Genomic DNA, 24,012 nt, shown 5'->3' with positions numbered 1-24,012 from the left:
AGAGACCGCTATCCTTAAGCGAACGAACCGGGTAGGTTCACCCGCGCCAAGGTGGCAGAGTCCGGCCTAACGCAGCGGCCTGCAGAGCCGCCCATCGCCGGTTCAAATCCGGCCCTTGGCTTGTGCCACATTCCTTACAATCCAAAGCCCGAGCGAGTGGCTACACCGGAGTAGACGCCCCTCGCTAACGGCCTCGTCTATCGGAGAGCGGAGGTGTCCGGTGTGACGGGCGACTTTCGGAAACTTCTCGAGCGGGAGGTCGCGATCGCCGGCGGTCCCGACGAAATCGCGCCGGTCCCGCTCGCCGGGCGCGTTGCCGGCGACGTCGACGTCTCGATCGACGAGGTCCTCGCGATCGCCGCGGACGTCCTCGACGGCGCGACCGGTGGCGAGGACACCCGTTCTCCCGGGTCGAACCCCAGGGGTTCGACGTCCGAAACCACCCTACGGAACGCCGATGAATCCGGATCGGAGGGCCACGTCGAGCGCGCATTCACCGACGCCGTCGAGTTCCTCCACGGCCGTCTCGACGACGACCTTCCCGACGAGTGCGAGCACGCAACCCCGCGTGAGTACCTCACCGACGCCCGGGGGTGGGACGTCGAAACGATCGACGAGAAGCGTCTCGGCTACGCCCCCGCGAGCCCTTCCGCGCTGCTCGACTACCTCATGCAACGCGGCTACGACCGCGAGACGATGCTCGCGACCGGTCTCTATTGGGAGAGCCTCACCCCCATCTGGCGCGGGCGGGTCGTCTTCCCCTACCTCGAGGACGGACGCCCGGTGTTCGCGATCTCCCGAGAGATCGGTCACCCCGACGACGACGCCGGCGACTACGGCGACGGCCCGGCGAAGTACCACAAGATCCCCGTCGGGCGCGACGAGGTGGAAGTCGAGGAACCGATCTACGGACTCGACACCGTTCGCGAAGGTGAGCCGGTACTCGTCACCGAAGGGATTGCCGACGCGATCACCGCGCACGCCGCGGGCTATCCGTCCGTCTCACCGGTCACCACCCAATTCAAGTACGGCGATCGTGAGCGCCTCGTCGACGTCCTCACCGAGCTAAGCGTCCCCCGCGTCTACGTCGTTCAGGACGCCGAACGCCCAACGATCGACGTCAACGAGAACGGCGAGCTCGCGATCGAACAGTTCGGCGAGGGGGTTCGTGGAGCGGTCGCGACCGCGGGACACCTCGCGGAGAACGGACTCGACGCGCGCGTCGCAGAGCTCCCACGCCCGGGACTCGAGAAGGTCGACGTCGACGATTACCTTCGTGAGTGGGCCGACGGCGATCTCACGCCGATTCTCGCGAGCGCGAAACCCGTCGAGCAGCACCCAGCTAACGACCCGAAGCGCGTCGCGATCGAGGACGCTGTTCGCGAACAGCGCAACGGCACCGGGGGGGCCACGTCTTCCGGTGATCGATCCGCACTGTTCGACCTCGATATTCGGGACGTCACCGGCCTCTCGTGGGACTACCGCGGCGAGAACCCGCTTGGTCACCACGGCGATTCGAGGAACTACTTCGTGCTTATAGACGAGTACGGCCTCGCCTACGACTACAAGTACAAGGCAACGTACAATGCGCTCACCTATCTGCTCTGTGAGACGGGCGAGCGCCCGGCGAGTTCCCCGAACGGATCACTCGATGACGAGGAGATCCTCGCCGCCTGGGACCAGGCGAAACGCGAGGGCTTGATCCCCGACGACGACCCGATCCCCCGTCGGGCCCTCGTCCATGTCGCGATCGACGCCGGTCTCTGCGAGCGGAAAGAGATTGTGGATGGATGGAAGCTCCCGATCGACGCCTACACCGGCGCCCTCGAGCTCCTCGAGGAATGCCACGGGATCGACCCAGGCCGGCGCGCGCTATCGGGAGTACAGAGCACCGAACACGAGCACGTCGGTGTGCTCCCCAACTCGCCGCGTGGACGCGTTCTCTCGACGGGATGGGACTGGCGTCACGCCGGACGCCGCGACGCTCAGGACCCCACTGAGTGCCTCAGGATCGACGAGGCACGCGAGCGCACGCAAGACGCGATCGCGAAGGCGATGGAGGGCTTCGGTCAGACTCTCGTCGATACGCTCCCTTCAACCGGAAAGAGCTACGGCGCGATCGCCGCCGCCGCCGAGACCGACACCCCGATTACGTTCCTCACCGGACGCGGGCGAAAAGAGCAGTACGAACAGATTCGAGAGTGGTGCGACGAGCACGACCTTGAGCATTACACCCTCCCCTCGTTCACCCGTGACTGTCCGACCGCGAACGGCGAACACGGAAACGAGTGGCGTGGGACCGTCATGGGGTGGTACAACCGCGGCGCGACCCCTCAGGACATCCACGCGAACGCCGAGAACGAACTCGGGCGACCGCTCCCCTGCCAGGCGGGCGCCGAGTGTCCGAACTCCTCGCTCTGGCGCTTCGATCCCGAGGACTACGACGTCCTCATCGGGCACTATACCCACGCGCACCAACCGAAGGTTATCGCCGGGCGCGTGCCCGTCATCGACGAGTTCGTCGGCGAAGCCTACGAAACCGAGCTGAACAACGCCCTCGGATCGAAGGCTTCGCTCGCGAGCGTCGTCTCGCGCTATCTCACCCGCGCCGACGCGATCCCGTTCGACGACTATACCGACCTCCTCGAGCACCGCGGCGACGACGAGCGCCGGGCCGACGCGCTCGCCTGGTTCCTCGATGGCGGCCTCGAGCGCGATCCGATGCAGGTGTTCGACTCGGAGGACGGCCACGCCCTCGCACCGCTTGCGGTGTTTGCGATCCTCGCGAGCTACGGAAATACGCTGGGGGGTGGGTGGGAACGCGCGTCGTTCCCCCACGCCGAGGACGTCGAGGCTCACATCGGCCTGTTCAACCGCGAGGAACACACCGTCTCGATCCTCGCGCCGCCAGCCTTCGAGTACGCCCGCGGTCTGATCGCACTCGACGGCACCCCCACGCGCGAGATGTGGGAACTCGCCCTCGGGAAGCGACTCATCCACCGACAAGTGCTCTCCGACGACGAGCGCCGCGAGTACATCACCGACGTCCTGAACCTGAGCTTCGTCCGGACGACCGACGCCGTCAAATCCTACTCGCCCGGCGAGAGTGAGATCAGAAAGCGCGTCGCTCTCGAGCAGGACGCCGCGCTGCTCGAGGCGATCGCAGAGAAGCACGAGAAACGACCGTCGCTTATCACGACCGCCCGGGCGGAAGCGGTCTACCAGGACGAGGACGTGCTCGAGCTCGTCGCCGAGCACCAACACTACGGCGACGTCCTCGGATCGAACCAGTTCGCCGAGTGTCGCCTCGGCGTCGTGATCGGCTCGCGGAACTTCGGACCGGACTACGTCACGAAGTGGGGCGCGTATCTCGGTGAGGCGATCGAACCCGAGTTCCCCAGTGCCGAGAACGGGTTTCAGCCGACCGAGTACGGCCCGGTCGGGAACAAGATCCGGACCCATATGCGAGAGCACGAGACTCTTCAAGCGGCGATGCGCTTCGGCCGTGACGGCCACGGCGCCGTCGTCTACGTTCACACTAATACGCTTCCCGATTGGGTGCCGATCGCCGGCGAGGGGCGCGTGGTCGCGACGTGGAGCGATGGTATGAAGCAAGTCGTCAACGCCGCGGCCGACCTCGCGGAGTGGACGACCGCGGAGATCGCCGCCCACCCCGACGTCGAGATTGGTGAACGCCAGGTTCGAAACGTCCTCACCCAACTCGCCGAACGGGGCGATGTCTCGAAGGAGATTGACGGGCGCGGGTTCGTCTGGCGAGACGACGGGCTCCACCGGCTCAACGAGCACGGCGAGGTCGACCTCGAGCCGGTCGGAGTCGACGGCGATGTTCCGGAAACGTCGCCTACTACTACCTATAGGTGGGGTTTCCGCAACTCGTCCGATCGACCGTCCGACGTTCACGAAACGGACGCTTCGGAGCCGACGCTTCGGAGGGAAGTGTCAGCACAAGGAGGATTAGACGAGTATGATCCACCCGACTGATACCTTCACTCCGAGGTACGCGGTGTTCGCGAGGCGGGGCGCGAGCAACGGTCACGCACGGAGGCGCAACATATGACCGATAACTTACCTGACTACACAGCGATCGAACCGCCAGAGACGAAGCCGATAGAGGAGTACACGACCCACGAGCGACGGGCCGATCTGTTGCGTCGTCTCGTCGACGCCGGCTCGCCGTTTGCGATCAACCAGACACGCCAGGCAGATCGGTACGGCGTCCACCGATCGACTATATCGAGGGATATGGATCGGCTTCGCGAGTCGGTCGATGATCGCCTCGGAGCCGATGCAAAACTGACGACTCGTGTACTCTTCGAGTCGATAATCGGCGAGCTCCTCGAGGCGAGCGATTGGAAGGCGAAGAAAGCTGCGTGGGACGTCGTGATGGACTGGAACGAGTGGCTCGCCGACCTGGGGGAGCAGCACCGAGAGCCGAAGCGCTCGGAGCTCGACGTCGATATGCGTTCGCGCCACTCCGAAGTATCCTACAAAATCGTACGAGAGGGCGACGACGAGCCGCTCCCGACGATCCAGACAGAGGACGGCGAGGACGTCGTCGATTACGAGGCGCTCGGGTTCACCTCCGGGCCGTCGGAGGTCCCGGTCGAAACGGCTGGGAGGGGTGGGAAAGGTGAGTGAGGTGGCGTCCGGCGAATCGGAAGAGATCGGCGCCGGCGAGCAGGTTCGAATCCTACGAACGCTGTGGAAACCCCACACCGGCCAGCGGGCGATCATGGATCACCCTGCTCGCTTTCGGATCGTGGCATGCGGACGTCGGTGGGGCAAGAGCGAGATGTGCGCTCACCTCGCGTTAGAGCGCGCCCTCGAGGAGCCGGACACGACGGTCTGGTGGGTTGCTCCGACGTACGATCAAGCGAACGATTACGGCTTTACGAAAATGGTTCCGCTGCTCTCGCCGGATGTCGTCGCCGGTGATCCGAAGCGGACGAAGCCGCGGAAAATCGAGTTCGTGAACGGCTCGAGTATCTCGTTCCGATCGGCCGATCGGCCCGATTCACTCCGCGGCGCCGGAGTTGACCTTCTCGTGATCGACGAGGCGGCGTCGGTCCCGGAACGCGCGTGGATCGAGGAGCTCCGGCCGACGCTCACCGATACCCTGGGGGACATGATCGCGATCGGGACACCTAAAGGTCGCAACTGGTTCTACCGGTGGTACCAGCGAGGCCAGTCTTCCGACCACGCCGACGTCGCGAGTTTTCAGGCGCCGTCCTACCAGAACGAGCACGTACCCGATTCGGAGATCGACGACGCGCGGGAGGACGTCCCGGAACGCGTGTTCGAGCAAGAATATCTCGCGAAGTTCGTCGACGACACGGGCGGGGTGTTCGTCGGCGTTCGGGAGAGGAACGTGGAGGAGTACGACCTCCCGGTTGCTCCCTCGGACGAAACGGCGTACGCGATCGGAGTGGACTTCGCGCGGCTCCAGGACTATACGGCGATCGTGGTGCTCGACGCGGAGGGTCGACTCGTGGCGTTCGATCGGTTGAAGGAGACGACCTGGAACCGGATCCAGAACCGGGTCGAGCAGCTCGCGGAGACGTATGACCCGTGCGGGGTAGCGGTCGACGCGACTCGGGATAACAAGATCGTGGCCGACCTCAAACGGAGCGGCCTCTCGGTGAAGCCGGTCAACTTCACCTCGAAGAAACAGCTCCTCATAGACAACCTGGCTACGCGCCTCGAAGGTGGGGAGCTCACCCTCTCGTCGGACGCGCCGGTGCTCGTGAACGAGCTCGAGGTGTTCGAGTACGATGTCACGGACGCCGGTACGATCCGGTACCACGCGCCGTCGGGCTTCCACGACGACGCGGTCGACGCGCTTGCTCTCGCGGCTGATATTCTTCCAAAGGTGCAGGCCGTTACCAGTCGCCGCCAGAAGCGTGGTGATCGCGACCCACCCCGCTCGGGATTAGAAACCAGCGGAGTGTACTACCTGTAATCCTGCGAGTATCTCGAAAGTTGCGTCCCAAGCTTGTGGGGCCCGCTATACACTCACTTTTGTCGGTCGTCTCGTCCAACAGGTTTCAGTATCAGCACGTGTCGTGAAGAGAAAGTACAGATACTAAATCATGTTTCTGTATAGGAAATATGATTAGTAAATAAGTATAGGTTTATATGATGGAAGGTCAACATCGCTCCGTGGACCAATAGACTAACTAAGGTCGAGGTGACTTTCAGATGCCATCACGAATTTTTAGTATATTTGGATCATATGATGTTTATGGAAAATCATTCCCTGGAATGGCATTTTTAGTAGGTATACTAAGCTTAATTCCAATACAATGGATTGGAGAGTTTCAATTAGACATAGACGTAAACACTTTAATTATTTTTGCGATTGGTCTTATTTTTGTCGTGCTCACTGGAACCTTAATTGGGGAAGCAGTACATGCGTTAGCGATCTATATCGAGAATTCACTTGCTTGGGTTGGTCGCCGAGTGAATAACATCATAGATCTTGGGAAAGATGAAAATTGTATACCTAATATAAAAAAGCGGTATCAACCATACGTAGATCCAACTAATCCAGATGAAGAAGCACAGGCAGGTAGAACTCTTCCAAGAAGGATTTTAACGAATTGGAAGTATGGAATTCTCAAGTGGGTGGCGTCAAGAATCTATGGCCTCAAACTCGGATTGATTCGCCACCGTGTTCTATTTACGGGTAAAATCACCCGACCTCTTGGTCTTCCTGAGGATGGACCCAAAGAGAGATCCGTTGAGAGACTTGATGAAGTTCAACGATATTTAGTAGAATCAGCAGAAGATGAATTTAACGTAGAGTCAAAAGAAGATGCCAAGTGTGTATACCCGGTTGTAACCACATTGTTAAGCTCAAATGATATAACACGGCCTGATGAATTCCAAGCTAGATATTCTTTCTGCCGTAGTATGTGGGTCATCATTTTGATAATGGTTGTTTTTTATCTATTCTTGCCATTATACCCATATGATCCAATAGTTGAAGTAGTGATACCTGAGACATGGATATTGTTAATAATCTTATCCATCTTCCTGCTATTTTTCTTGACTTCTGCGGGGAAGTATAAGAAATATTATGTTGAGTATCTGTTGGCAGGGTTTTTCCTGGCCGGAAAGCATATACAAGAAGCACATAACCAGACGGAACAAGGCTCGGTGGAACAGAGTGCAATCAAGAAAATTATCGGGAAAAAGTTTGAATCGTGGATGAGATGACAAATCCCCTAATAAACATTTATGCACTTGCTATAGTAATTTCTCCTATGAGCGTTCGGACCGGTCCCAGGCGGGAAAGTGCTGATATTAACCGCGTGGAACAGGTCATTAGGTACTTTTTACATAGATCCGAGTACCTATCTGAACAAAGAATCCATCAACTAATGTATTTGATGGAATTGGAACTTATTGACCAAGGCGAGCCTCTTGGGATTGATTTTAAACCATTCATAGATGGGATTCACTCGGAAGAGGTAGAAAAATCTTTGACCGGAATGAATGATGTTAGTGTAGAAACGGTTCGAGTGAGTGGAAAGAGAATAACCAAGTACATGAGCGACAAGCCTCCTGCTCACTTGTCAGAACGTGATGACTATATCGCTGATAGACTATATGATGAATTTGGGGACATGAATAGTGACTATTTGATGGAGACAATTCGGCAAACAGAGCCATTTTCTGAGACAAAGTTCGGGGAGGATATGAATCTCCATTCGTCAGGGGAAAATGCTGATTTCGATAAATATACTCTCTTCTAAACCTCGTATGTGATATTTATAGGATTTCGTTACTTGACGAATTGATACTATAATAGAGGTCTTGCTCTCCACTCCGGAGCCACCTTCTCATTTTCTCTGTCTCAACCCCGTGAGTGGCGGAGGTTCCGCCCGTGAGGCTCCCTGCATGGGACTCTCATCCGGTTACACCCCATTGGTCGTCCTTATTGTCAACGCCGGGAAAGCAGCTGCGACATGGTTCATAGTGTAAATTGGTTAACTGTCGATCCTTCACCAGTGGATTCCTACCAACGCGAAAACACGGCGCGTCAAGCGTTTCTGAGCGAAGATCGATTGGTGGTGGAATCAGCCGCCCCTCCCTCCCAACGTGAGGACCTCGAGCGGGCGAGTGCGTCGGTCGAGAGTAGTGGGGTAGACGACGGGAGGCTTGAGGATCGATACTCGGCGGACGTCGTCTACGTCATTCGACGCGCCTCGGTCGAGCTGTTTCGGATTTGTCACCGGGATCCGACGATCGCGAACGGGCCCGATCGGGAGGTGATCGGCAGGTTCCTCGAGGCGGTCCGTGAGAAGTACGACCTGGGGAGCGATCGGGACGAGGCGGTCCGGGAGACGCTTGCCCGGGCGACGTCGGGGCCCACTGGGGATCGGAGATCGACGCGTTCGCGACGGCGCCGATCGCGATCGCGAAGCACCTCGATCTCGATCTCGCGACCCCGGACGCCATGGGTCTCGAGGAGCTCGTCGAGGAGAGTCGAGAGAGCGAGGCGGTCGAGCTCCTTGTCGCGACGACGTACGACGTACTCGCTTCTCGAGGCGGGCGCCGGGAGGTCCGTTCGCGATGACCTCGAGAGTCGCGCCTCGAGGGAGCGGAGCGATTCCAGTTACGCCCTTTCGGGCGGGGTCGGGTGATCGAATGCCGCCGGAAAACAACACCGAGCAATCGTCTCTCGGGAGGTTTTCGGACTCGGCTCAAGATCCGCCTCGGGATTACGACCTCGAGGAGCTGTCCGATCGGATAGACGAGCTTGAGGAGATCCTTGAGCGGACGGTCGCGGAGGTCGATCGGACGCTTGGGGTGGTTCTCGAGCGCCTCGAGGACCCCGACGCCGCGACCGTCGCCCCCGAGCGCGCCGGCGTCGAAACCGCGGGCGAGTGTGAGAGCGAGGACGAGAGAAATATCGGATTTCAATAATGAGCGAGAACGATCAACACGACGAGGAGGAGAATCGGCGGAAAAGTGCATTCACGGCACCCGTCCCGTATCTGGATGATCCGGACGCAATGCGGGACGAGATACTCCGGGAGCGAGTCGCGAAGGGCGACGTCGAGGCGGCCAAGGAGTTATTCGGCGGGGGTGATCGGGACCCGGAGTCGTTCGACGAGTACGCCGAGGAGTTCGTTGGGTCGTTTCCCGACGCGCCCGACTGGGCCGTGTATCTCGGGGCTCGGCTCGACGAGCACGGGGCGGAGCTCGAGGAGCTGAAAGCCATGGCGGAAGCCTCCGCCGGCGAGAAGGAAAGTAGTTTCACGCTATGAAGCCCGACGAGGAGAAAATCGAGGCGGCGCGCGAGGCGGCCCGGGAGCGTCGGGAGAGGGAGATCGTCCCGGAGCCGGTCGGCGGGAGTGAGCTCGAGAACCGGATCCACAGGGTAGGCGAGGGCGTCGCGGCAGTTGCCCATAAACTCGACGGGGTCACCCGGGAGCGCGCGGAGGCGCGAGCTCGACGGAAGCAAGCGGTCCGGGACGAGATCGACGAGCTCGAGGAGTCGATCGAGCAGATCGAGGAGCGCCTCGACGCGATCGTCGAAAGAACGACTCGGTGAGCCGTCGCGGGACGTCGACGCGATCGGGCCGTTCGGTGGTCCGATGGGAGATCGTCTGAAGGGCCTCACGTCGAGCGTGACGGCCCTTGAGGAGTGGATCGAGGCGCGGGAGAAGGCGAGAATCGAAAGAAGCAATAGCGTCTTGAGACGCTCGACGAGCTCGAGGAGTGGGTCGTCGAACTCGATCGGAAGATCGACGCGCTCGGCAACTCGATGTCGACGAATCAGGTAAGGCGCGGGACGTCGAGACAAAGGAGGTCGACGAGCGGTCAACTCGGAGGTCGGGAGTGAGAGCTAATCAGTTTTCCGACGACGACGGCGACGACGAGGAGGAGCGAACCCCGCCGCGGGCGATGTTGATCGCCGCGTTGACGTCCGCGTGTACTTCGTAATCGCACCGCCGGCAGTGAAACGTCGAGCGGTCGACTCGAGCAGCGGGATCGGTTTGCCCACACTTCCGGCAGGTCTGACTCGAGTCTCGTGGATCGACGAGCTCAACCGGGACCCCGGCGGCGGTCGCCTTGTAAACTATCTGATCGGCGATCATGCCACGGGGCCAATCGTGGATCGGATCGTGCGCCGTCTCGCGATACTCGCCCATATCCTCTAATCGGATCCCGCAAGGCGCGTGATCCGCCGCGAGTTCAACGATTCTCCGCGAGGCGGTGTGTAATGTCTGCTCGGTGTACTTCTCGATATCGCCTTTGCATTGACGGACCCCTCGAAGGTCTCCCCGCGATCCAAGGCGATCGCGCTTTCGCTTCAACCGCTCGCGGTAGTGTCGGAACTCCCGACCGGACTCGATCTCGACGCCCGAGCCGCTCACCCCCCCTGAGTGTACCCCGACGATCGCCGTCGCGTAGATAACACTCTCGCCGAGGTCGACCCCGAGCCACCGCTCGACGTCCTCGGCGACGACCACCTCGGCTTTTGAGACAACTGTGAGATGAAGCGCTGCCGTTCCGTCATCGTCGAGCCGAACCTCTCCCGCTCCGTGGCGCGTCTCGTCGTCGGGATCGACGATCCGCGAGAGCCATTTCTCGTGATACCCGGCCGTATCGAGGTGAAACCATATCGGATTATACGGTATGAAATTTAACTTCGCGCCGTATCCGTGGTCGTTCTCCTCGATCGTAATCTGTTGGTTTGTCGCTCGGAGGTAATTTCCGTCACCGAACCGGCCTATCGGGCGATCCCCGGGATATCCGAGCTCGCGCCACGCGTCGAACGCTTCGGTCGCTTTGTAAACGGCTTGTTGGGTCAGCGCCGCGGATATCGTCTCACGGTCGTATTCCTTCGCAATCTTGCCCACCTGCGGGTTGTTCCGCGTCCACCCGTTCGGGCGGATCGAGGGAAGCCGCTCCGCAGCGGTCCGTGCTACATTTTGCCATTCGTCGATACACTCGCGCAGGTACTCATTTTTCCGCTTGCTCGTCTCGAGCGGGATAACAATGCACCGCGTGATATCCTCCGTTTTTGTCTCAGGTTGAAATGAAGCGAGTGTCCGCTCCTCACCGGGCGTATCACTTGCCATCGTCTTTGTTTTCGAATTCCTCGACAGCATGTTCCATGAGCTCCGCCCACGACCACCCACGGGCGTCTTTGACCGCTCGAGCTCGATCTGCGAGGTCGTCGTCGACTGCGAAATTAATGTGTGAGACCATAAACGCATTACACCGTTAGATATATGTATCGTTTCTATACTACATATAACTTGACCGGAGTTCGGCTATATGTCGACTCCCGGGACGCAGCACTTCACTGCGCGACGGTCGTTGAATTTACGGCCGTCGAGGTCGCCCGCCGCAAAGCCGGGCTTGAGCGGGGCTTGCTTGGATGCACGGGGCAGGATACTTCGCCCCCCGTCCCCTCGCCCGGATAGGAGAAAAGACGCGCATAGAAAGCGCGCGGCTCGCGGTAGTACCATGTGATTGACCGATGGTTGGCGCACAGGCCCGTCCGGGCCGACGAGGCGCCGGAAATTATACCCCATCGGAACGACCCCCTCACGGGGATCGGCGCTCGGAACCCTTCACGCCAAGAGCGACCACCCCGCCACATACTGAGGGATCTACACCAAGATCCCGTGAAAGTGGAAAAAGAAAACCCATTCATACCGACGGAGCTCCGTCGACCCCCCTGCGTGACACCACTATTGCGGGTCGACGGAGATCACTGTCACTAAACGAGTTCATTCAGCCACGAAACGGACGATATCGGTACTGTTTCAGTCGAACCCCTTGTGGGGTTGAAGGGCCGTCAGACATCCGACTCCGAGCAACCTGAGCAACGTTTCAGTCGAACCCCTTGTGGGGTTGAAGGCGCCAGACCGACTGGTCAGACGAGTTCGCGAACGTCGTTTCAGTCGAACCCCTTGTGGGGTTGAAGGGGTATACTCTTGTGTCATTGTTTAGGTGTCGAACGGTTTCAGTCGAACCCCTTGTGGGGTTGAAGGGTCTTGATCGCCATGCGCTTCTGCTCGTCGGTGAGGTTTCAGTCGAACCCCTTGTGGGGTTGAAGGAAATGTCCCACGGGTCCAGCCTGGAAGAACGGGCCGTTTCAGTCGAACCCCTTGTGGGGTTGAAGGACGGGTATCCCCGAGATGCTCCTGTTGCTCGACGAGTTTCAGTCGAACCCCTTGTGGGGTTGAAGGGGCTCACCGTATAACGTCCATATATTCAACACAGGGTTTCAGTCGAACCCCTTGTGGGGTTGAAGGAGCCTGGAAATCGACGCCCCCAGCGTGGTCGTTGAAAGTTTCAGTCGAACCCCTTGTGGGGTTGAAGGTGTTCTGCGATGTCGTGGACTGTCTTCCAGAACGCGTTTCAGTCGAACCCCTTGTGGGGTTGAAGGGGCCACCCGGTCATGGTCCGTCCGCTTCGGCGGTATGCGTTTCAGTCGAACCCCTTGTGGGGTTGAAGGACCGATCCATTCTATGCAGAGTTAGATCGAATAGAAGTTTCAGTCGAACCCCTTGTGGGGTTGAAGGACCGAGACGGCGTTTGCCGACGTCTCCCCTCCGGGTGTTTCAGTCGAACCCCTTGTGGGGTTGAAGGGATTACCGGCTGACCGCCGAGAGTGCGCGATGGCTGTTTCAGTCGAACCCCTTGTGGGGTTGAAGGTGAACGGACTCGTTGGCCCACTCTTCGGAAAACAGCGTTTCAGTCGAACCCCTTGTGGGGTTGAAGGGCGCTCGCTCAGGACGCCTACCTCATCGCCCGCAGTTTCAGTCGAACCCCTTGTGGGGTTGAAGGAGCCAGTTGACGCAATCCCTAACGGTAAACCCAGCGTTTCAGTCGAACCCCTTGTGGGGTTGAAAGAGTCCGTGAACCACTTGGTCGACGTCTTCGAGGACACAGCTACCCCCGCGAGTAGACGACCGTTCGGTACGCTTGTGTGGTACTACTCGTGGGCGTCGTTGTCCTGCCTAATCCGTTCTAACTGCTCGTCGGAAAACTCGACCGGACCGATCCCGAGATCGTCGCGTTTCTCCCTTACACGCTCGTCGAGCCTCGTGTAACCGCCGCTCCCCAATACCTCGAGCGCGCCGCCGGGCGCGTAGGAGTACAACAGGCTGTACATTTCCTCCTCGGTGAGCTCGTTAAACCGATTCCGAACGATCTTGTCCATCGCCCGTTCCGTGCGAAGGGAGTCGGCGCCCTCTCTCACGTCGACGTCAAACTCGACGCTCACCATCGAGCCGAGCATTTCGCGGTCGTAGCGGCTGATCTCCCCCTTCTTCACCGCCTGCGTAAGAATAGTGTCGAATGGTACGCTAAACGACCGCCCTCTGTGGAGAATTGTGTTTGAACCCACCTCGCCCTCGAGCGAGAGATAAATGAACGCGAGCGTGTCGACGAGCGCGTCGTGAAAGCCGTTGATCGCGTCGTAGTCGGTAACGTCGTCGCCAACGTCGAATATCCGATCCCGTTCGTGTTCGTCGACGGAGTCGTACAGTAGGGCAAAATCGTGAAACGCTTGGCGTGCTCGGGCCGCGATCGCTTCGCGGCGCTGGTATCGCTGTTGTTTCGCGTTTTCGCCGGTGTATTCCTTCTTGCCGATCAGAAACCTCCGGTCGGTGTGTGTGAGAAATCCATATTCGTCTGACATGGTAGTGTACTTTTCTATATACTCTACAGTGCCGTAAAGGCTTTTTCAATCCCTACCCGACAGATAACTGGGGATAGATGTCAAAAACAGACGAAACACGGCTCCCGTGCTCACTGGAGACGCGCGATCTCGTCGCCGCTCAGAAACGCGGCGGCGAGAATTACGATTCCCTTCTCCGAAAGATGGTCAAGCAGTACGACCCGGAGAAGGCCGCTGAGACGGCGGAGGACAAGGGTTAAAACGTGAGCAAGATGCTACGACTCAGGGAGAATCGAATCTCGTCGCGGGCGAAGGTTGGCGCCAGACCCGCGACGATGCAGGACACAAACCGGACCGACAGAGGCGTGGTCCCACTGGAGAGTTGGACACAATCCGGTATAGAATTTGCGCCTTTACCTCCTGTCGGCTCCGAGGGTTCGCCGGCCTCATACGGCGCGATAGATGAATAAGAACACTAATCAGGAGTATGTAGGAGAAGTGCTGGCGACCGGCCAGACGCGCGAATGTGACCGTTGCGGTCGTGACCGCCCCAGGGACGTCGAACGCTATTCTGTCGTCGCGAGTGATTTCAGCGACGCCACGGCCGCGTTCGAAAAGACCCTCCTCTGCGTAAGGTGCTGGCGGCGCTTTCGTGACAAGATACGGAGGTGCTCTACGTGAGCGGTGAGGGCAGCCGTTCTCTCGGTTCGCCCCCCCGGGGTTCGACGTCCGAAACCACTCTATGGAACGCCGATGAACCCTTGACGGAGAGTAACCCTACGGATCAGATCCGAAATGGAACACAAGGAGTAACAAACGACAATCTCGAGCGGGAGCGCCGGGAGCTGAATTGGCGATGAGTACTGAGCGAACGATCCCGTGGCTCTCCGAGTTCGAACCGTCCGATGCAGACGAAGTGGGAGGTGACCTCTCCGGTGAGTGGAAAGCGGTGTTCGGTCATCTCGACGCCGAGACGTCGATCGAACCCGAAGAGAGCTCACGCGATTCCCTTCGAGTACTCGCGGCGACCCGGAGCGATCGACCCGAACGCTACCGACGGAAGCACCGTAACGGGGTGACGAGCTGATGAGTAGACAGGCACATCTACCTGAAGACGAGGAACCCGGCGACGTCCCCGAGCGATTTCGCGAAGCGACCGAGTTCGTCGCCGAACACGCCGACGGCCCTCTTGCCGAGATCGCCGAGGAGATCCTTCACTCGTTCGACGAGGACGAGGAGGTGAGCCGATCGTGAACCCCCGAGGGGACGCGGTGGGGCTCTTCATCGAGGAACTCGAGGAATTGAGCGAAGAGAACGCGGGCGTCTCGGCTCTCCGCGTCTACCATTTCGTTGACGGTGGCCTCTCGTGTCGCTTCGAGCGCCTCGGTGGCTTCCGGGGCGATCGCGAACCGACACCACATACAAAACGGCCGGTCTCGGGGTGTATCGCGGTCGCACCGGGGACAGGTGAGGGGTGTTTCGGCCTCTTCGTCCTCGTCGACGTCGATGTCCTCGCCGAGCGCGGCGAGAAACGCCCGCTCGTTCGACTCGGATCCGAAGCGGGCGAGGTACCGCGCGGTGTGCTCACTTCCGCGCTTTCGGCCTTGTCGGTCCTCGATTCGAGGAGCGGCAAGACCCTGGATAACGAGCCATCGCGTGTTCGACTTGCGGAAGTTCGTAGGTGTGACCTCCTTCGTGACGCCGGCTCGCTCAGCTGCTCGTCTGAAGTAGTTGTAGAAGGTCGGTTCGGAGGGGAGTTCGGGAACGTCGAGCTTCGACCACATCGGTGCGTTGACGTCGTCACCGGCTGGGTGTTCGGAGAGCCACCGTCGGAGGTAGGGGAGGCTGATCTTCAGGTGGACGGATCGCTCGCCTCTCTTGCCGTCGACGTGGAGACCGGCGGTGTGTTCGCCGTCGAAGACGTCACCGGCCCGGAGGTCATAGAGTTCGCCGCCGCGGAGACCGGCCTCGAATTGCGTCACGATGAGCGCCCGATCACGTGGGTTCTGACAGGCGTCGATCATTGGCTTGACGTCGCCCTCGTACGTGAGGAGATCGCGCTCGGAGGGTGTCGGGTCGAAGTCGTTGCTGGTGCTCGTCGGGATCCACGAGAGGCTTTCGGGCGGTTCCTCGAGACCGAGAGCGAAGCGGCCGAAGGTCCGGAGGGTCGTCCGGTAATCCTGGTTCGTGTGTTCGTTCGTCTTTTCGCGGTGGATCCATCGAACGAGCTCCTTGGCGGGGTCGCGGTCCTTGAGGGCGTCGGCGAGGCTGCCCGCCTGCTCGGACATGATCGTGTTGTGCCTAAGAATCTTGATGTGGCGGTGATCGCCGATCTCGGAGGGGACGAGTCGCATTTCGTTGGAGGCGGCGAGGAGCAGCTCGCGGTCGCGTTTGTCGCCGCCACGTTCGCCGGCTTCGAGGGCCTCCCGGAGGGATCGGATCTCCTTGGCGGGGTCGCTCGGCATACGCAGCCAGTCGGGCTTTGGATTATTAAGCTTCAGGCTAGAATCCGGCCCTTGGCTCTACATTCTTGGTTGAGAGCAAGGTAGACCGTGAGATGAAACACCTCCGAGGTGGTTCATAAATCAAACCCCTTTATACACATACGACCGTTTTTATACGTAGAATATCGCCGTCTACACCGCTCTCCGTTTCGTGATCAGTATCGCCACTCCACGATGCGTTATTCCGTTCTTCGGGTCCTCCCACTACCGATCTCGATTCGATGTACTGCTGGCTGGGAAAGCGATTTCCGGTGGCCACTCGGACGACACGGTTAGAGGAATCCACATACCAACCGACCTCGGCTATCCTGGGTGGACGTGCCATATTAGGCAAGTCTTATGACGATCACCCTCGCTTTTGTTGCTAGAAAAGGACTAGATGATACGATCCGTCCCCGAAGATATCCAGGATCGGATTCGGGTGGAGATCCCGATCGGTCGGTTCGCCGAGGTGACGGAGATCGCCGGCTTGATCGCGTTTCTCGCGAGCCCACACGCGTCGTATATCACCAGTGGGACGATCGACATCACCGGGAGATCGATCTATGAGCGGTGATTCGTCCGTCGTCGAGAGCACTGTCGAGGGCCAAACGCAGTCAGCACCAGAGACACGTAGCGCTGAACGAGGAGCGAAGCACTCGCCGGGTGTCCCAGGAGCGCTCCGTTCAGCGAGCATGAAACTCGTGTACCTCAGCCTCGATATCGGCGATCCACAGACACCGTCACAGCTTCGTGATACGCTCGACCTGTCGCTCTATACTCTGCTCGAGCGACTAGAAGCGGAGGAATTCGTCGAACGGACAGGGAAGGTCTACACCGTTAGAAGCCGGACAATGGAGAGCGGTAGTACCCCCCCTCGGTCGAGGTGTGGTGTCGGTTCGATGTTCCCCCGGTAATCCAAAGGGACCGGTCTACAGTATGTGATCGACTTTCGGCCCTCCAAACCGACGGGATGATCGACGAGGTGAGTGTCAATCGGTGGGGGAACTACCACTATCTCAGGGAGGATTCTCCCCTTTCCGATTCAGGTCCAGCCCGTGATGCGGTTCGAGCGTTCGAGCGCTGGGCGAGTGAGTACGGATTCGAGTTCGAACCGGCGTTCGAACGGTACGACGATACACGGATCGATCGAGACGATCCCGAGACACCGCGCGATGGGCCGGACCTACCGACTACTACTCAAGTGATCAGACTTCCGATCATGTGTCTCGCGGTCTATGAGGGGGAGCGACTCGTGGGAGTGACGCCCTCCCTGGACGGTAGACGTGTCTATACCGTCACCGAGGGTCTCGAGGTGCTCGAAGGAAAACGACAGTTCGCCTGAATCCGTCGGAAGAATCATTTCCCTGAGTCTATCCTCGACAGGAGTGCGGTTGTTGAGAGCGGGGGTCCGTCGATTGAAATCGTATTCCCCACCCCGTACCGTTCCCCGTCTCTTCTGAACGCGAGCTGTCGTCTTACACGGACGAATCGTTCGCCACCGTCTCACGTCGAGCCGTTTCGTGACGCTTCGGACCACGCCGGAAGGCTCCGGCCGCTCAGGGAGATCGATCCCGGGTCACCCAGCGTCGAAGCGTCGAACCACCTCGCCGAAGCGACCTGCAGAGCACCCGTCGGAGCCACGACCCCCCGTAGACGGTCAGGAGGGCCGCCTCCGTGAGCGGATCGAACTGGTCGGTGCGCGATCGGGGTGGGCGCTGTGTCGATTCGTCGGCGCTGGATGCCGGGGTCTCGGGTTGCTTGCGTTCGGTGTCCGGTCCGGCTGGATCATTCCCTCGTTCTTTCGGCGGTGACGAGGGTCGGACTCCAGGCACCCTCCGTGTACCGGATCCGTCGGTCGGGGGCGACCCGATGTCGGTCGCTTCGAAGGCCGAGAGGTCGGGCGTGCTCCCCGCGTCGAACGTCCGTTTCCGCTGGAACTGAACGCGCGTGAGCTCCTCGTCCCAGTCGGTCATGACGAGCGCTTCGCCGTCCGCGAGCGTCGTCACGGGTGCGGACGCCTCGGAGCCCAGGATCTTCTCGACGACCTTCGTATCGTTCTCCCAGGTGAGTCGGTGCCAGGCGATCCAGTCACACTGCGTGATGAACTCCTTGTCGACGGCCGCCGGTCGCTGGGAGAGGCCACAGAGCCCGAGACCACGCTTTCGGCCGCGCTTCGCCACGGTGACGAGTACGTCCGCGAACGCACCGCCACGGCCCGTCTGGGGGAGGAACTCGTGGATCTCCTCTACGAAGAGGAGACACGGCTTGCGGATCCGGTTCTCCCGCTCGAAGAGGCGCGAGACGAGTTCCGAGAGGAACGCGTCGATCGTCTCTTCGTCGGATATCCCCGAGACATCCACCACGAGCGGTTCGTTCTCCTCGAGGACCGACGACACCAGCGCGTCGACGCTCTCGATCGAGATCGCGAAGTCCGCGTCGGCGGTCGTCCCGGCGTATCGGACGTCGAATCGCTCCGTGAGTCCCCAGTACTCCCCTTCGATGTCGACGACGACGATCGGTAGGCCGTACTCGAGGAGCTCCTCCGCGAGAACGCTCGCCGTGTTCGATTTCCCGCTCCCCGACTTCCCGAAGACGGCGCCGCGGCCCGTGAGCAGGTCGGCGATGGGGAAGGCGTACCCGGCGTCGGAGACTGTTATCGACTCGGGAATCGCTGCCATGGGAAACTCCGTTCGGTGGTGGTCATCGGTATCGACCCGATAAGTGTCTTCTGTGCAAACTGTCATTCGAAACCACCGGGGTCCGGTGTCCGGGTTCTCAGGGTTTCTACGGGCGTACTTCTCCGACGACCGATCTCTCCGAACGCCAGAGAGTACTACTATCGTCGGTTTCCGTCGGTGATGACGCCGTGCACACAACGCTTATTCCCCTCTCCCGACTCCCGGAGCTTGATGCTCTCGTCCCCGGCGTGGGAGCGTGTGGATCACCGAGCCGTCGCTCTCGTCGTCGTCTCTTCGGTGGCCCTGACGACGGCGTTGATCGGTATCATCGCCGTCTTCTCCGGAGCCGTCGATGGGATCGGTGGGAGGGCTCCCCTCTACTTCCTCGTTACCGCCGTCGCGTTCGTGGCGCTGGTGATCGGCTTCGAGAAGGAGGCGCTCGATGGACGGACGATCCTCCTCTCGACGGCGGGCCTCTCCGTCGTTCTCGGTGTTCTCACCGTGCTCGTCGGCGAGGGACTCGTCTACACCCTCCGCCACCCGGCTTCCGTCCTCACCTCCCGTCTCCTGCTCTCGCTTCTGGCGGTCGGCGTGATCTGTACCGGCCTGGTGTACTGGGGGCTGCGCCACTGGCGGGAGTTCCTTCCCCACCACCCCGAGGGCTGATCGGTCGGCGGAGAGCGTTCGACCCCGTGGGAGGGGTCGAGACTCCTCGGTTCGGAGGAACTCCCCCCACAGTGCAACGAGGCGGTCGAAACCCGTCACTTCGCGAGGGTCAGTGTAGCGCTCGATCCCGCCGCACGGGCCCGGTCGCGCCGCCGATCGCGACGCGAATGAAAATTAATTCAGGACCGAGTAACTACTCCAGTAAACTTATCAACGTCGAGCGACTCCTCCTAGCTACGATGATCGATACGATCCTGCTGGCCGTCGGCCAGGAAGACGAGGACAGACTGGAGAAGCTCACCGAGACGGTGACCGAGGTCGCGGAGCCGGCCGGGGCGACGGTCGTCCTCGCGCACGTGTTCAGCGACGAGGAGTACGACACGGTCGTCGATCGCCTCGAGTACGACCCGGCGGACGCCCCGAGCCCGGACGAGGTCGCCGCACGCCACGCGACGACGCGTGAACTCGCGGCCCGGCTGGACGACTCGGACGTCGACTTCGAGATCCGTGGCGCGGTCGGACCGCGCGGCGATCAGATAGTCGACCTCGCGACGGCGACCGACGCGGACCTCGTCGTCGTCGGCGGGCGAAAGCGGAGTCCGACCGGGAAGGCGGTCTTCGGTTCGACCGCGCAGAACGTGATGCTCTCGTCGCCGTGTCCCGTGACGTTCGTCCGTAGCTGATCGCGTCGACCGACCCCGCTCTTTCCCCGGCGAGTAAATCTATGCCGTTAAGTGGCGAGCGACCGGTGTGTCTCACGATGGAGTACTACGCGGGTGTCGACCTCGGGGCGACGAACGTTCGCGGCGCGGTCGCCACCCGGGACGGCGAGTTTCTCTCGGTCTCGCGGCGGCCGACGCCGCAGGGACCGACCGGAATCGACGTCACCGAGGCGGTCCTCGCGGTGCTCAGGGACGCCTGCTCCGAGAGCGGCGTCGATCCACCGGAGGTGCGGGCGGCGGCGATCGGCAGTTTCGGTCCGTTCGACCTCGCGGCCGGCACCGTCGAGAGTCCGGCGAACCTCCCGGACTCGGTGGGGACGATCCCGCTCGTTGGGCCGGTCTCGGAGCTGATCGACTCCGACCGAGTCCTCCTCCACAACGACACCACCGCGGGGGTGATCGGCGAGCGCTTTCACGCGGAGGCGAACCCTGACGACATGGTCTACCTCACCGTCTCCTCCGGGATCGGCGCCGGCGTCGTCGTCGACGGTCACGTCCTCTCGGGGTGGGACGGTAACGCGGGTGAGATCGGCCACATCACGCTCGACCCCGAGGGCCGACGCACCTGTGGATGCGGTCACGACGGCCACTGGGAGGCGTACTGCTCGGGGAAGAACGTCCCCGAGTACGCCCGCCTGCTCTACGACGACGCCTACGGGATGGAGACCGCGCTCCCGCTCGAGGACCCGGACTTCACCGCGAGGGACGTCTTCGAGTGCGCGCCGGAGGACGGGTTCGCCTCTCACGTCGTCTCCCAGCTCGGCCACTGGAACGCGATGGGCGTCGCGAACCTCGTCCACGCCTACGCTCCCTTAGTGGTGGTCGTCGGCGGCGCTGTCGCGACGAACAACCCCGGGCAGGTGCTCGATCCCGTCCGCGAGAAGCTCCCCGAGATGGTGATGGTGAACGTCCCGGAGGTCCGCCTCACCACGCTCGGCGACGAGGTGGGGATCAGGGGGGCGGTCGCGAGCGCGATCACCGGGGGGACGGGCGACCGCGAGCGCGTTCGATAGGGATCATCGTAGGAACGCATCGTTTCTCGACTGCGAATCGAACGCCACCGGTGGTGTCTACGCCTGAGTGATACGATCGGCGACGACGATCCCTAGAGAACCCCACTCCTTCTATAGCTGGCGAGCCTACGGGCTCGTATGACGGAACAGACCGACGACTCCCTGGCCGAGCGGGTCGAGCGCTGGCTCACCCGACAGATGCCGATCATCCAGATGCACGGCGGGACGAGCGCGGTCAGGAAGGCCGAACCGGGCGGCGAGGTGATCATCGAACTCGGCGGCGGCTGCCGGGGGTGTGAGATCAGCGCGATCACCGGCGGGAACATCGAGGCGGAGCTGTTGGGGTGGCCGGAGATCGAGGAGGTAACGGTGAGAGTGCCCGACTCGGGCGAGAGTCTGGGCGTCGAACAGGCCGAGTCGATCATGGGGATCGACCGCTCGGAGGGCGGACGCGGCTGGTAGCTACCGGCGGCCGAGCTTCTCGCGGCCGATCCGCACGCCCGTCGGCGCGATTATGATCTGGTCGTCGCCCTTCTGGACGATGTCGCCGTCGACCTCGTTCGCGACCTGTCTGAGTTCGTCGATGATGTGTTCGGTCGCGCGATCCGAGGTCCGCAGTCGGACGATGTCCGCGATCACCATGTCGCCGTCGTAGACGGCGTCTTTGATCTCGATCAGGTCCTGCTGGTCGTTGATGTCGGCGATGTGAACCCGCATCGCCTCCTCGCTCGCTGCCGGATCGATGTCGTCGACCCCGACTTCCACGTACTCGTCGGCGGGCTGGGCGCGCCCGCGCCCGCCCTGCTCGCCCAGCAGCTTATCCATAAATCCCATGAGCCACCCGTCCGGCGGCACCGACATAGTTCTTCCGTCAGACGGCTGGAAGGCGCTTCGATCGGCGGTAGCACTCTCTACTCTCTGATCAAAACACGAAAGAAATAAATTCCTCGACGGGTGCGTTCTGGTGTATGCCAACATCTGGCAACGTATCGAGACGCAGGATCCTGCAGGTCGTCGGCGGCGCGGCGGCGACGGCGGGGCTGGCCGGGACCGGAAGCGCGAACGACCTCGTCGAGGTAAACGTCGGGTTCTCCGGACCCGCGGGCCGGGCGGCGGCACTCGAGGCCGCCGACGACGTGAAACGCGAGTTCGTGTTCGACGCGCTGACGATCCGACTTCCCGCGGAGGCAGCCGACGGCCTCGCGAACAACCCGAACGTCCGCTACGTGGAGGAGAACGGCGAGATGTACGCGCTCGATCAGGAGACGCCCTACGGGATGGAGATCACCGAGGCGGACATCGCCATCGCGGACGGAAACACCGGCGAGGGCGTCTCGATCGCGATCCTCGACACCGGCATCGACGCCGAACACGAGTCGCTCGCGGAGAACCTCGAGGAGGGCTGGGCGGCCGACGACGCCGCGTGTACGACCGGCTGCGGCGGCGGTCCGTTCGGCGGCGGCAACGACATCGACGAGTGTCTCGAGGAGTGGGACGACGACAACGACCACGGCACCCACTGCGCCGGGACGGCCGCCGCCGCCGACAACGGGGTGGGCGTCCTCGGCGTCGCGCCGGACGCGACGCTGCACGCGGTGAAAGTGCTCGCCTGCGACGGCGGCGGGAGCTTCTCCGACATCGCCGCGGGGATCGAGTGGTCCGCCGATCAGGGCCACGACGTCCAGAGCATGAGCCTCGGCGCGGACTCCGGTTCCGAGGTCGTGGAGGACGCGGTGAACTACGCTGCCGAAGAGGGTGTCGTGATGGTCGCCGCTGCCGGGAACTCCGGCCCCTGTACCGACTGCGTGGGCTTCCCGGCAGCCTACGACCAGGTCATCGCCGTGTCCGCGACCGACGAGGACGACGAACTCGCGAGTTTCTCCTCGACCGGTCCGGAGGTCGATATCGCCGCACCCGGCGTCGACACACTCTCGACGGTCCCCCGCGACGACTACGCCGAGTTCTCCGGTACGTCGATGGCCTGCCCACACGTCTCGGGGGCGGCCGCGACGCTCATCTCGGCCGGGACGACCGACCGGGAGGAGGTTCGCGCGGAACTGAAGGAAGCAGCGGACGACATCGGCCTCGACGACGAGGAGCAGGGTGCCGGCCGCTTGAACGTCGCCGACGCGGTCGACGCCGAGAGCGACGATGACGATGAGGAGAGCGTCTCGGTCGAGACCGGCGAGGCGAGCGACGTGGGCGAGACGTCGGCCACCCTGAACGGCGAAGTCAACACACTCGAAGGTGCAGATGAGGCGAACGTCGGCTTCGAGTACGGCGAGGCCGGCGGCGCCCTCTCGAACTCGGTCGACGCCGGCACCGTCTCCGGGACCGGAACGTTCGACGCCGAGGTGACCGACCTCGACGTCGATACCGAGTACGAGTTCCGTGCGGTCGCCGAGACCGACGAGACCAGTGACGAGGGCGACGGTGTCGCGTTCACAACTGAGGGAGAGGATGACGACGACGGGGATGCGGAATCCGATCCCGAGATCGACACGTTCGACGTCAGTCCCAGGTCCAGCGGCCCCTGGTCCCGTGCGGTCGTCGACTGGGCGGTCTCCGACGACGGCGCGCTCGAGGAAGTGACCAGCGAGCTGCTCGACGGTGGCGAGCTCCTCGACAGCGAGACGTCGAGCGTCAGCGGCGAGAGCGCCTCAGGCGAACACGAACTCCGAACGCGGGATACCCCGGACAGCGTTCGACTCACCGTCACCGACGAGGCTGGTAACGAGGAAAGCGAGACACAGGACTACTGAACGGTCACCGTCC

23 protein-coding genes, 1 tRNA gene and 1 CRISPR repeat array are annotated in these 24,012 nt (G+C 61.5%); of the genes, 19 read left to right on the top strand and 5 right to left on the bottom strand.

The genetic code is table 11. The features are described 5' to 3' along the window. Window positions 1–45 precede the first annotated feature (45 nt). The 9 genes from V2L32_RS03785 (at window position 46) to V2L32_RS03745 (ending at window position 9,583) form a co-directional block, all read left to right on the top strand. A tRNA-Cys gene (locus V2L32_RS03785) sits at window positions 46–121 on the top strand. Between the two features lie 101 nt (window positions 122–222). After that, window positions 223–4,002 (top strand): hypothetical protein, encoded by a 3,780-nt coding sequence (locus V2L32_RS03780; RefSeq protein ID WP_331235147.1) that lies wholly within the window; start codon window positions 223–225, stop codon window positions 4,000–4,002. A 72-nt stretch (window positions 4,003–4,074) separates the two neighbouring features. Beyond that, on the top strand, window positions 4,075–4,659 hold the full coding sequence (locus V2L32_RS03775) for a hypothetical protein (protein ID WP_331235146.1): 585 nt from the start codon (window positions 4,075–4,077) through the stop codon (window positions 4,657–4,659). Continuing rightward, window positions 4,652–5,980 (top strand): phage terminase large subunit, encoded by a 1,329-nt coding sequence (locus tag V2L32_RS03770; RefSeq protein ID WP_331235145.1) that lies wholly within the window; start codon window positions 4,652–4,654, stop codon window positions 5,978–5,980. The genes V2L32_RS03775 and V2L32_RS03770 overlap by 8 nt, the downstream gene beginning before the upstream one ends. Window positions 5,981–6,219: 239 nt before the next feature. Further along, window positions 6,220–7,239, top strand: coding sequence for a hypothetical protein (locus V2L32_RS03765; protein ID WP_331235144.1), 1,020 nt, complete (start codon window positions 6,220–6,222; stop codon window positions 7,237–7,239). Window positions 7,240–7,286: 47 nt separating this feature from the next. Continuing rightward, window positions 7,287–7,778, top strand: coding sequence for a hypothetical protein (locus V2L32_RS03760; protein ID WP_331235143.1), 492 nt, complete (start codon window positions 7,287–7,289; stop codon window positions 7,776–7,778). A gap of 895 nt (window positions 7,779–8,673) precedes the next feature. Continuing rightward, window positions 8,674–8,952, top strand: coding sequence for a hypothetical protein (locus tag V2L32_RS03755; protein ID WP_331235142.1), 279 nt, complete (start codon window positions 8,674–8,676; stop codon window positions 8,950–8,952). Beyond that, window positions 8,952–9,296: a hypothetical protein gene (locus V2L32_RS03750; RefSeq protein ID WP_331235141.1), complete on the top strand. Its 345-nt coding sequence runs from the start codon at window positions 8,952–8,954 to the stop codon at window positions 9,294–9,296. Before V2L32_RS03755 ends, V2L32_RS03750 begins: the two co-directional genes overlap by 1 nt. Beyond that, a complete protein-coding gene (locus tag V2L32_RS03745) occupies window positions 9,293–9,583 on the top strand; it encodes a hypothetical protein (protein ID WP_331235140.1) in 291 nt (96 codons plus the stop codon). Before V2L32_RS03750 ends, V2L32_RS03745 begins: the two co-directional genes overlap by 4 nt. Before the next feature lie 298 nt (window positions 9,584–9,881). Here the strand turns inward: V2L32_RS03745 and V2L32_RS03740 are convergent, their stop codons facing one another. Continuing rightward, window positions 9,882–11,117, bottom strand: a complete 1,236-nt coding sequence (locus V2L32_RS03740; RefSeq protein WP_331235139.1) for an RNA-guided endonuclease InsQ/TnpB family protein — start codon at window positions 11,115–11,117, stop codon at window positions 9,882–9,884. Between the two features lie 690 nt (window positions 11,118–11,807). Next, a CRISPR array of direct repeats spans window positions 11,808–12,903; the repeat unit is 31 nt; unit sequence GTTTCAGTCGAACCCCTTGTGGGGTTGAAGG. 82 nt (window positions 12,904–12,985) lie between these two features. Continuing rightward, window positions 12,986–13,693 carry a hypothetical protein gene (locus tag V2L32_RS03735; RefSeq protein ID WP_331235138.1) on the bottom strand — a complete coding sequence of 236 codons (708 nt, stop codon included), beginning with the start codon at window positions 13,691–13,693 and terminating at the stop codon, window positions 12,986–12,988. Window positions 13,694–13,770: 77 nt separating this feature from the next. Between V2L32_RS03735 and V2L32_RS03730 the strand changes: the two genes are divergently transcribed. The 3 genes from V2L32_RS03730 (at window position 13,771) to V2L32_RS03720 (ending at window position 14,926) form a co-directional block, all read left to right on the top strand. Further along, window positions 13,771–13,932 carry a hypothetical protein gene (locus V2L32_RS03730; protein WP_331235137.1) on the top strand — a complete coding sequence of 54 codons (162 nt, stop codon included), beginning with the start codon at window positions 13,771–13,773 and terminating at the stop codon, window positions 13,930–13,932. A gap of 596 nt (window positions 13,933–14,528) precedes the next feature. After that, window positions 14,529–14,759: a hypothetical protein gene (locus tag V2L32_RS03725; RefSeq protein ID WP_331235136.1), complete on the top strand. Its 231-nt coding sequence runs from the start codon at window positions 14,529–14,531 to the stop codon at window positions 14,757–14,759. Continuing rightward, complete coding sequence (locus V2L32_RS03720; protein WP_331235135.1) at window positions 14,759–14,926, top strand: hypothetical protein; 168 nt, start codon at window positions 14,759–14,761, stop codon at window positions 14,924–14,926. Before V2L32_RS03725 ends, V2L32_RS03720 begins: the two co-directional genes overlap by 1 nt. Here the strand turns inward: V2L32_RS03720 and V2L32_RS03715 are convergent. Next, the gene (locus tag V2L32_RS03715; RefSeq protein WP_331235134.1) at window positions 14,887–16,137 is read right to left on the bottom strand and encodes a tyrosine-type recombinase/integrase; all 1,251 of its coding nucleotides are present in this window, start codon (window positions 16,135–16,137) and stop codon (window positions 14,887–14,889) included. The two genes, V2L32_RS03720 and V2L32_RS03715, sit on opposite strands and share 40 nt — an antisense overlap. 418 nt (window positions 16,138–16,555) lie before the next feature. Between V2L32_RS03715 and V2L32_RS03710 the strand changes: the two genes are divergently transcribed. Both V2L32_RS03710 and V2L32_RS03705 read left to right on the top strand, forming a co-directional pair. Next, window positions 16,556–16,732: an SDR family oxidoreductase gene (locus V2L32_RS03710; protein ID WP_331235133.1), complete on the top strand. Its 177-nt coding sequence runs from the start codon at window positions 16,556–16,558 to the stop codon at window positions 16,730–16,732. Window positions 16,733–17,041: 309 nt separating this feature from the next. Beyond that, complete coding sequence (locus V2L32_RS03705) at window positions 17,042–17,500, top strand: HTH domain-containing protein (protein WP_331235132.1); 459 nt, start codon at window positions 17,042–17,044, stop codon at window positions 17,498–17,500. 214 nt (window positions 17,501–17,714) lie between these two features. On the opposite strand, the gene V2L32_RS03700 is transcribed toward V2L32_RS03705, so the two are convergent. Then, the gene (locus tag V2L32_RS03700; RefSeq protein ID WP_331235131.1) at window positions 17,715–18,836 is read right to left on the bottom strand and encodes an ATP-binding protein; all 1,122 of its coding nucleotides are present in this window, start codon (window positions 18,834–18,836) and stop codon (window positions 17,715–17,717) included. A 258-nt stretch (window positions 18,837–19,094) separates the two neighbouring features. Between V2L32_RS03700 and V2L32_RS03695 the strand changes: the two genes are divergently transcribed. The 4 genes from V2L32_RS03695 (at window position 19,095) to V2L32_RS03680 (ending at window position 21,699) form a co-directional block, all read left to right on the top strand. Further along, window positions 19,095–19,502 carry a hypothetical protein gene (locus tag V2L32_RS03695; protein ID WP_331235130.1) on the top strand — a complete coding sequence of 136 codons (408 nt, stop codon included), beginning with the start codon at window positions 19,095–19,097 and terminating at the stop codon, window positions 19,500–19,502. Between the two features lie 239 nt (window positions 19,503–19,741). Next, on the top strand, window positions 19,742–20,185 hold the full coding sequence (locus tag V2L32_RS03690) for a universal stress protein (RefSeq protein WP_331235129.1): 444 nt from the start codon (window positions 19,742–19,744) through the stop codon (window positions 20,183–20,185). Between the two features lie 77 nt (window positions 20,186–20,262). Further along, window positions 20,263–21,237, top strand: a complete 975-nt coding sequence (locus V2L32_RS03685) for an ROK family protein (RefSeq protein WP_331235128.1) — start codon at window positions 20,263–20,265, stop codon at window positions 21,235–21,237. Between the two features lie 138 nt (window positions 21,238–21,375). Next, window positions 21,376–21,699 (top strand): NifU family protein, encoded by a 324-nt coding sequence (locus tag V2L32_RS03680; RefSeq protein WP_331235127.1) that lies wholly within the window; start codon window positions 21,376–21,378, stop codon window positions 21,697–21,699. On the opposite strand, the gene V2L32_RS03675 is transcribed toward V2L32_RS03680, so the two are convergent. Continuing rightward, a complete protein-coding gene (locus V2L32_RS03675) occupies window positions 21,700–22,071 on the bottom strand; it encodes a cell division protein SepF (RefSeq protein ID WP_331235126.1) in 372 nt (123 codons plus the stop codon). A 134-nt stretch (window positions 22,072–22,205) separates the two neighbouring features. On the opposite strand from V2L32_RS03675, the gene V2L32_RS03670 reads away from it, so the two are divergent. Then, entirely contained in the window at window positions 22,206–23,999 is a 1,794-nt protein-coding gene (locus V2L32_RS03670; protein ID WP_331235125.1) for a S8 family serine peptidase, read from the top strand. The last annotated feature ends 13 nt before the right edge of the window (window positions 24,000–24,012 follow it).

It is taken from the genome of Halalkalicoccus sp. CGA53, from assembly GCF_036429475.1.
Lineage (GTDB): Archaea > Halobacteriota > Halobacteria > Halobacteriales > Halalkalicoccaceae > Natronorarus > Natronorarus salvus.
Note: the sequence above shows the minus strand (reverse complement) of the source record. Positions and strands in the feature narration are given on the sequence as shown.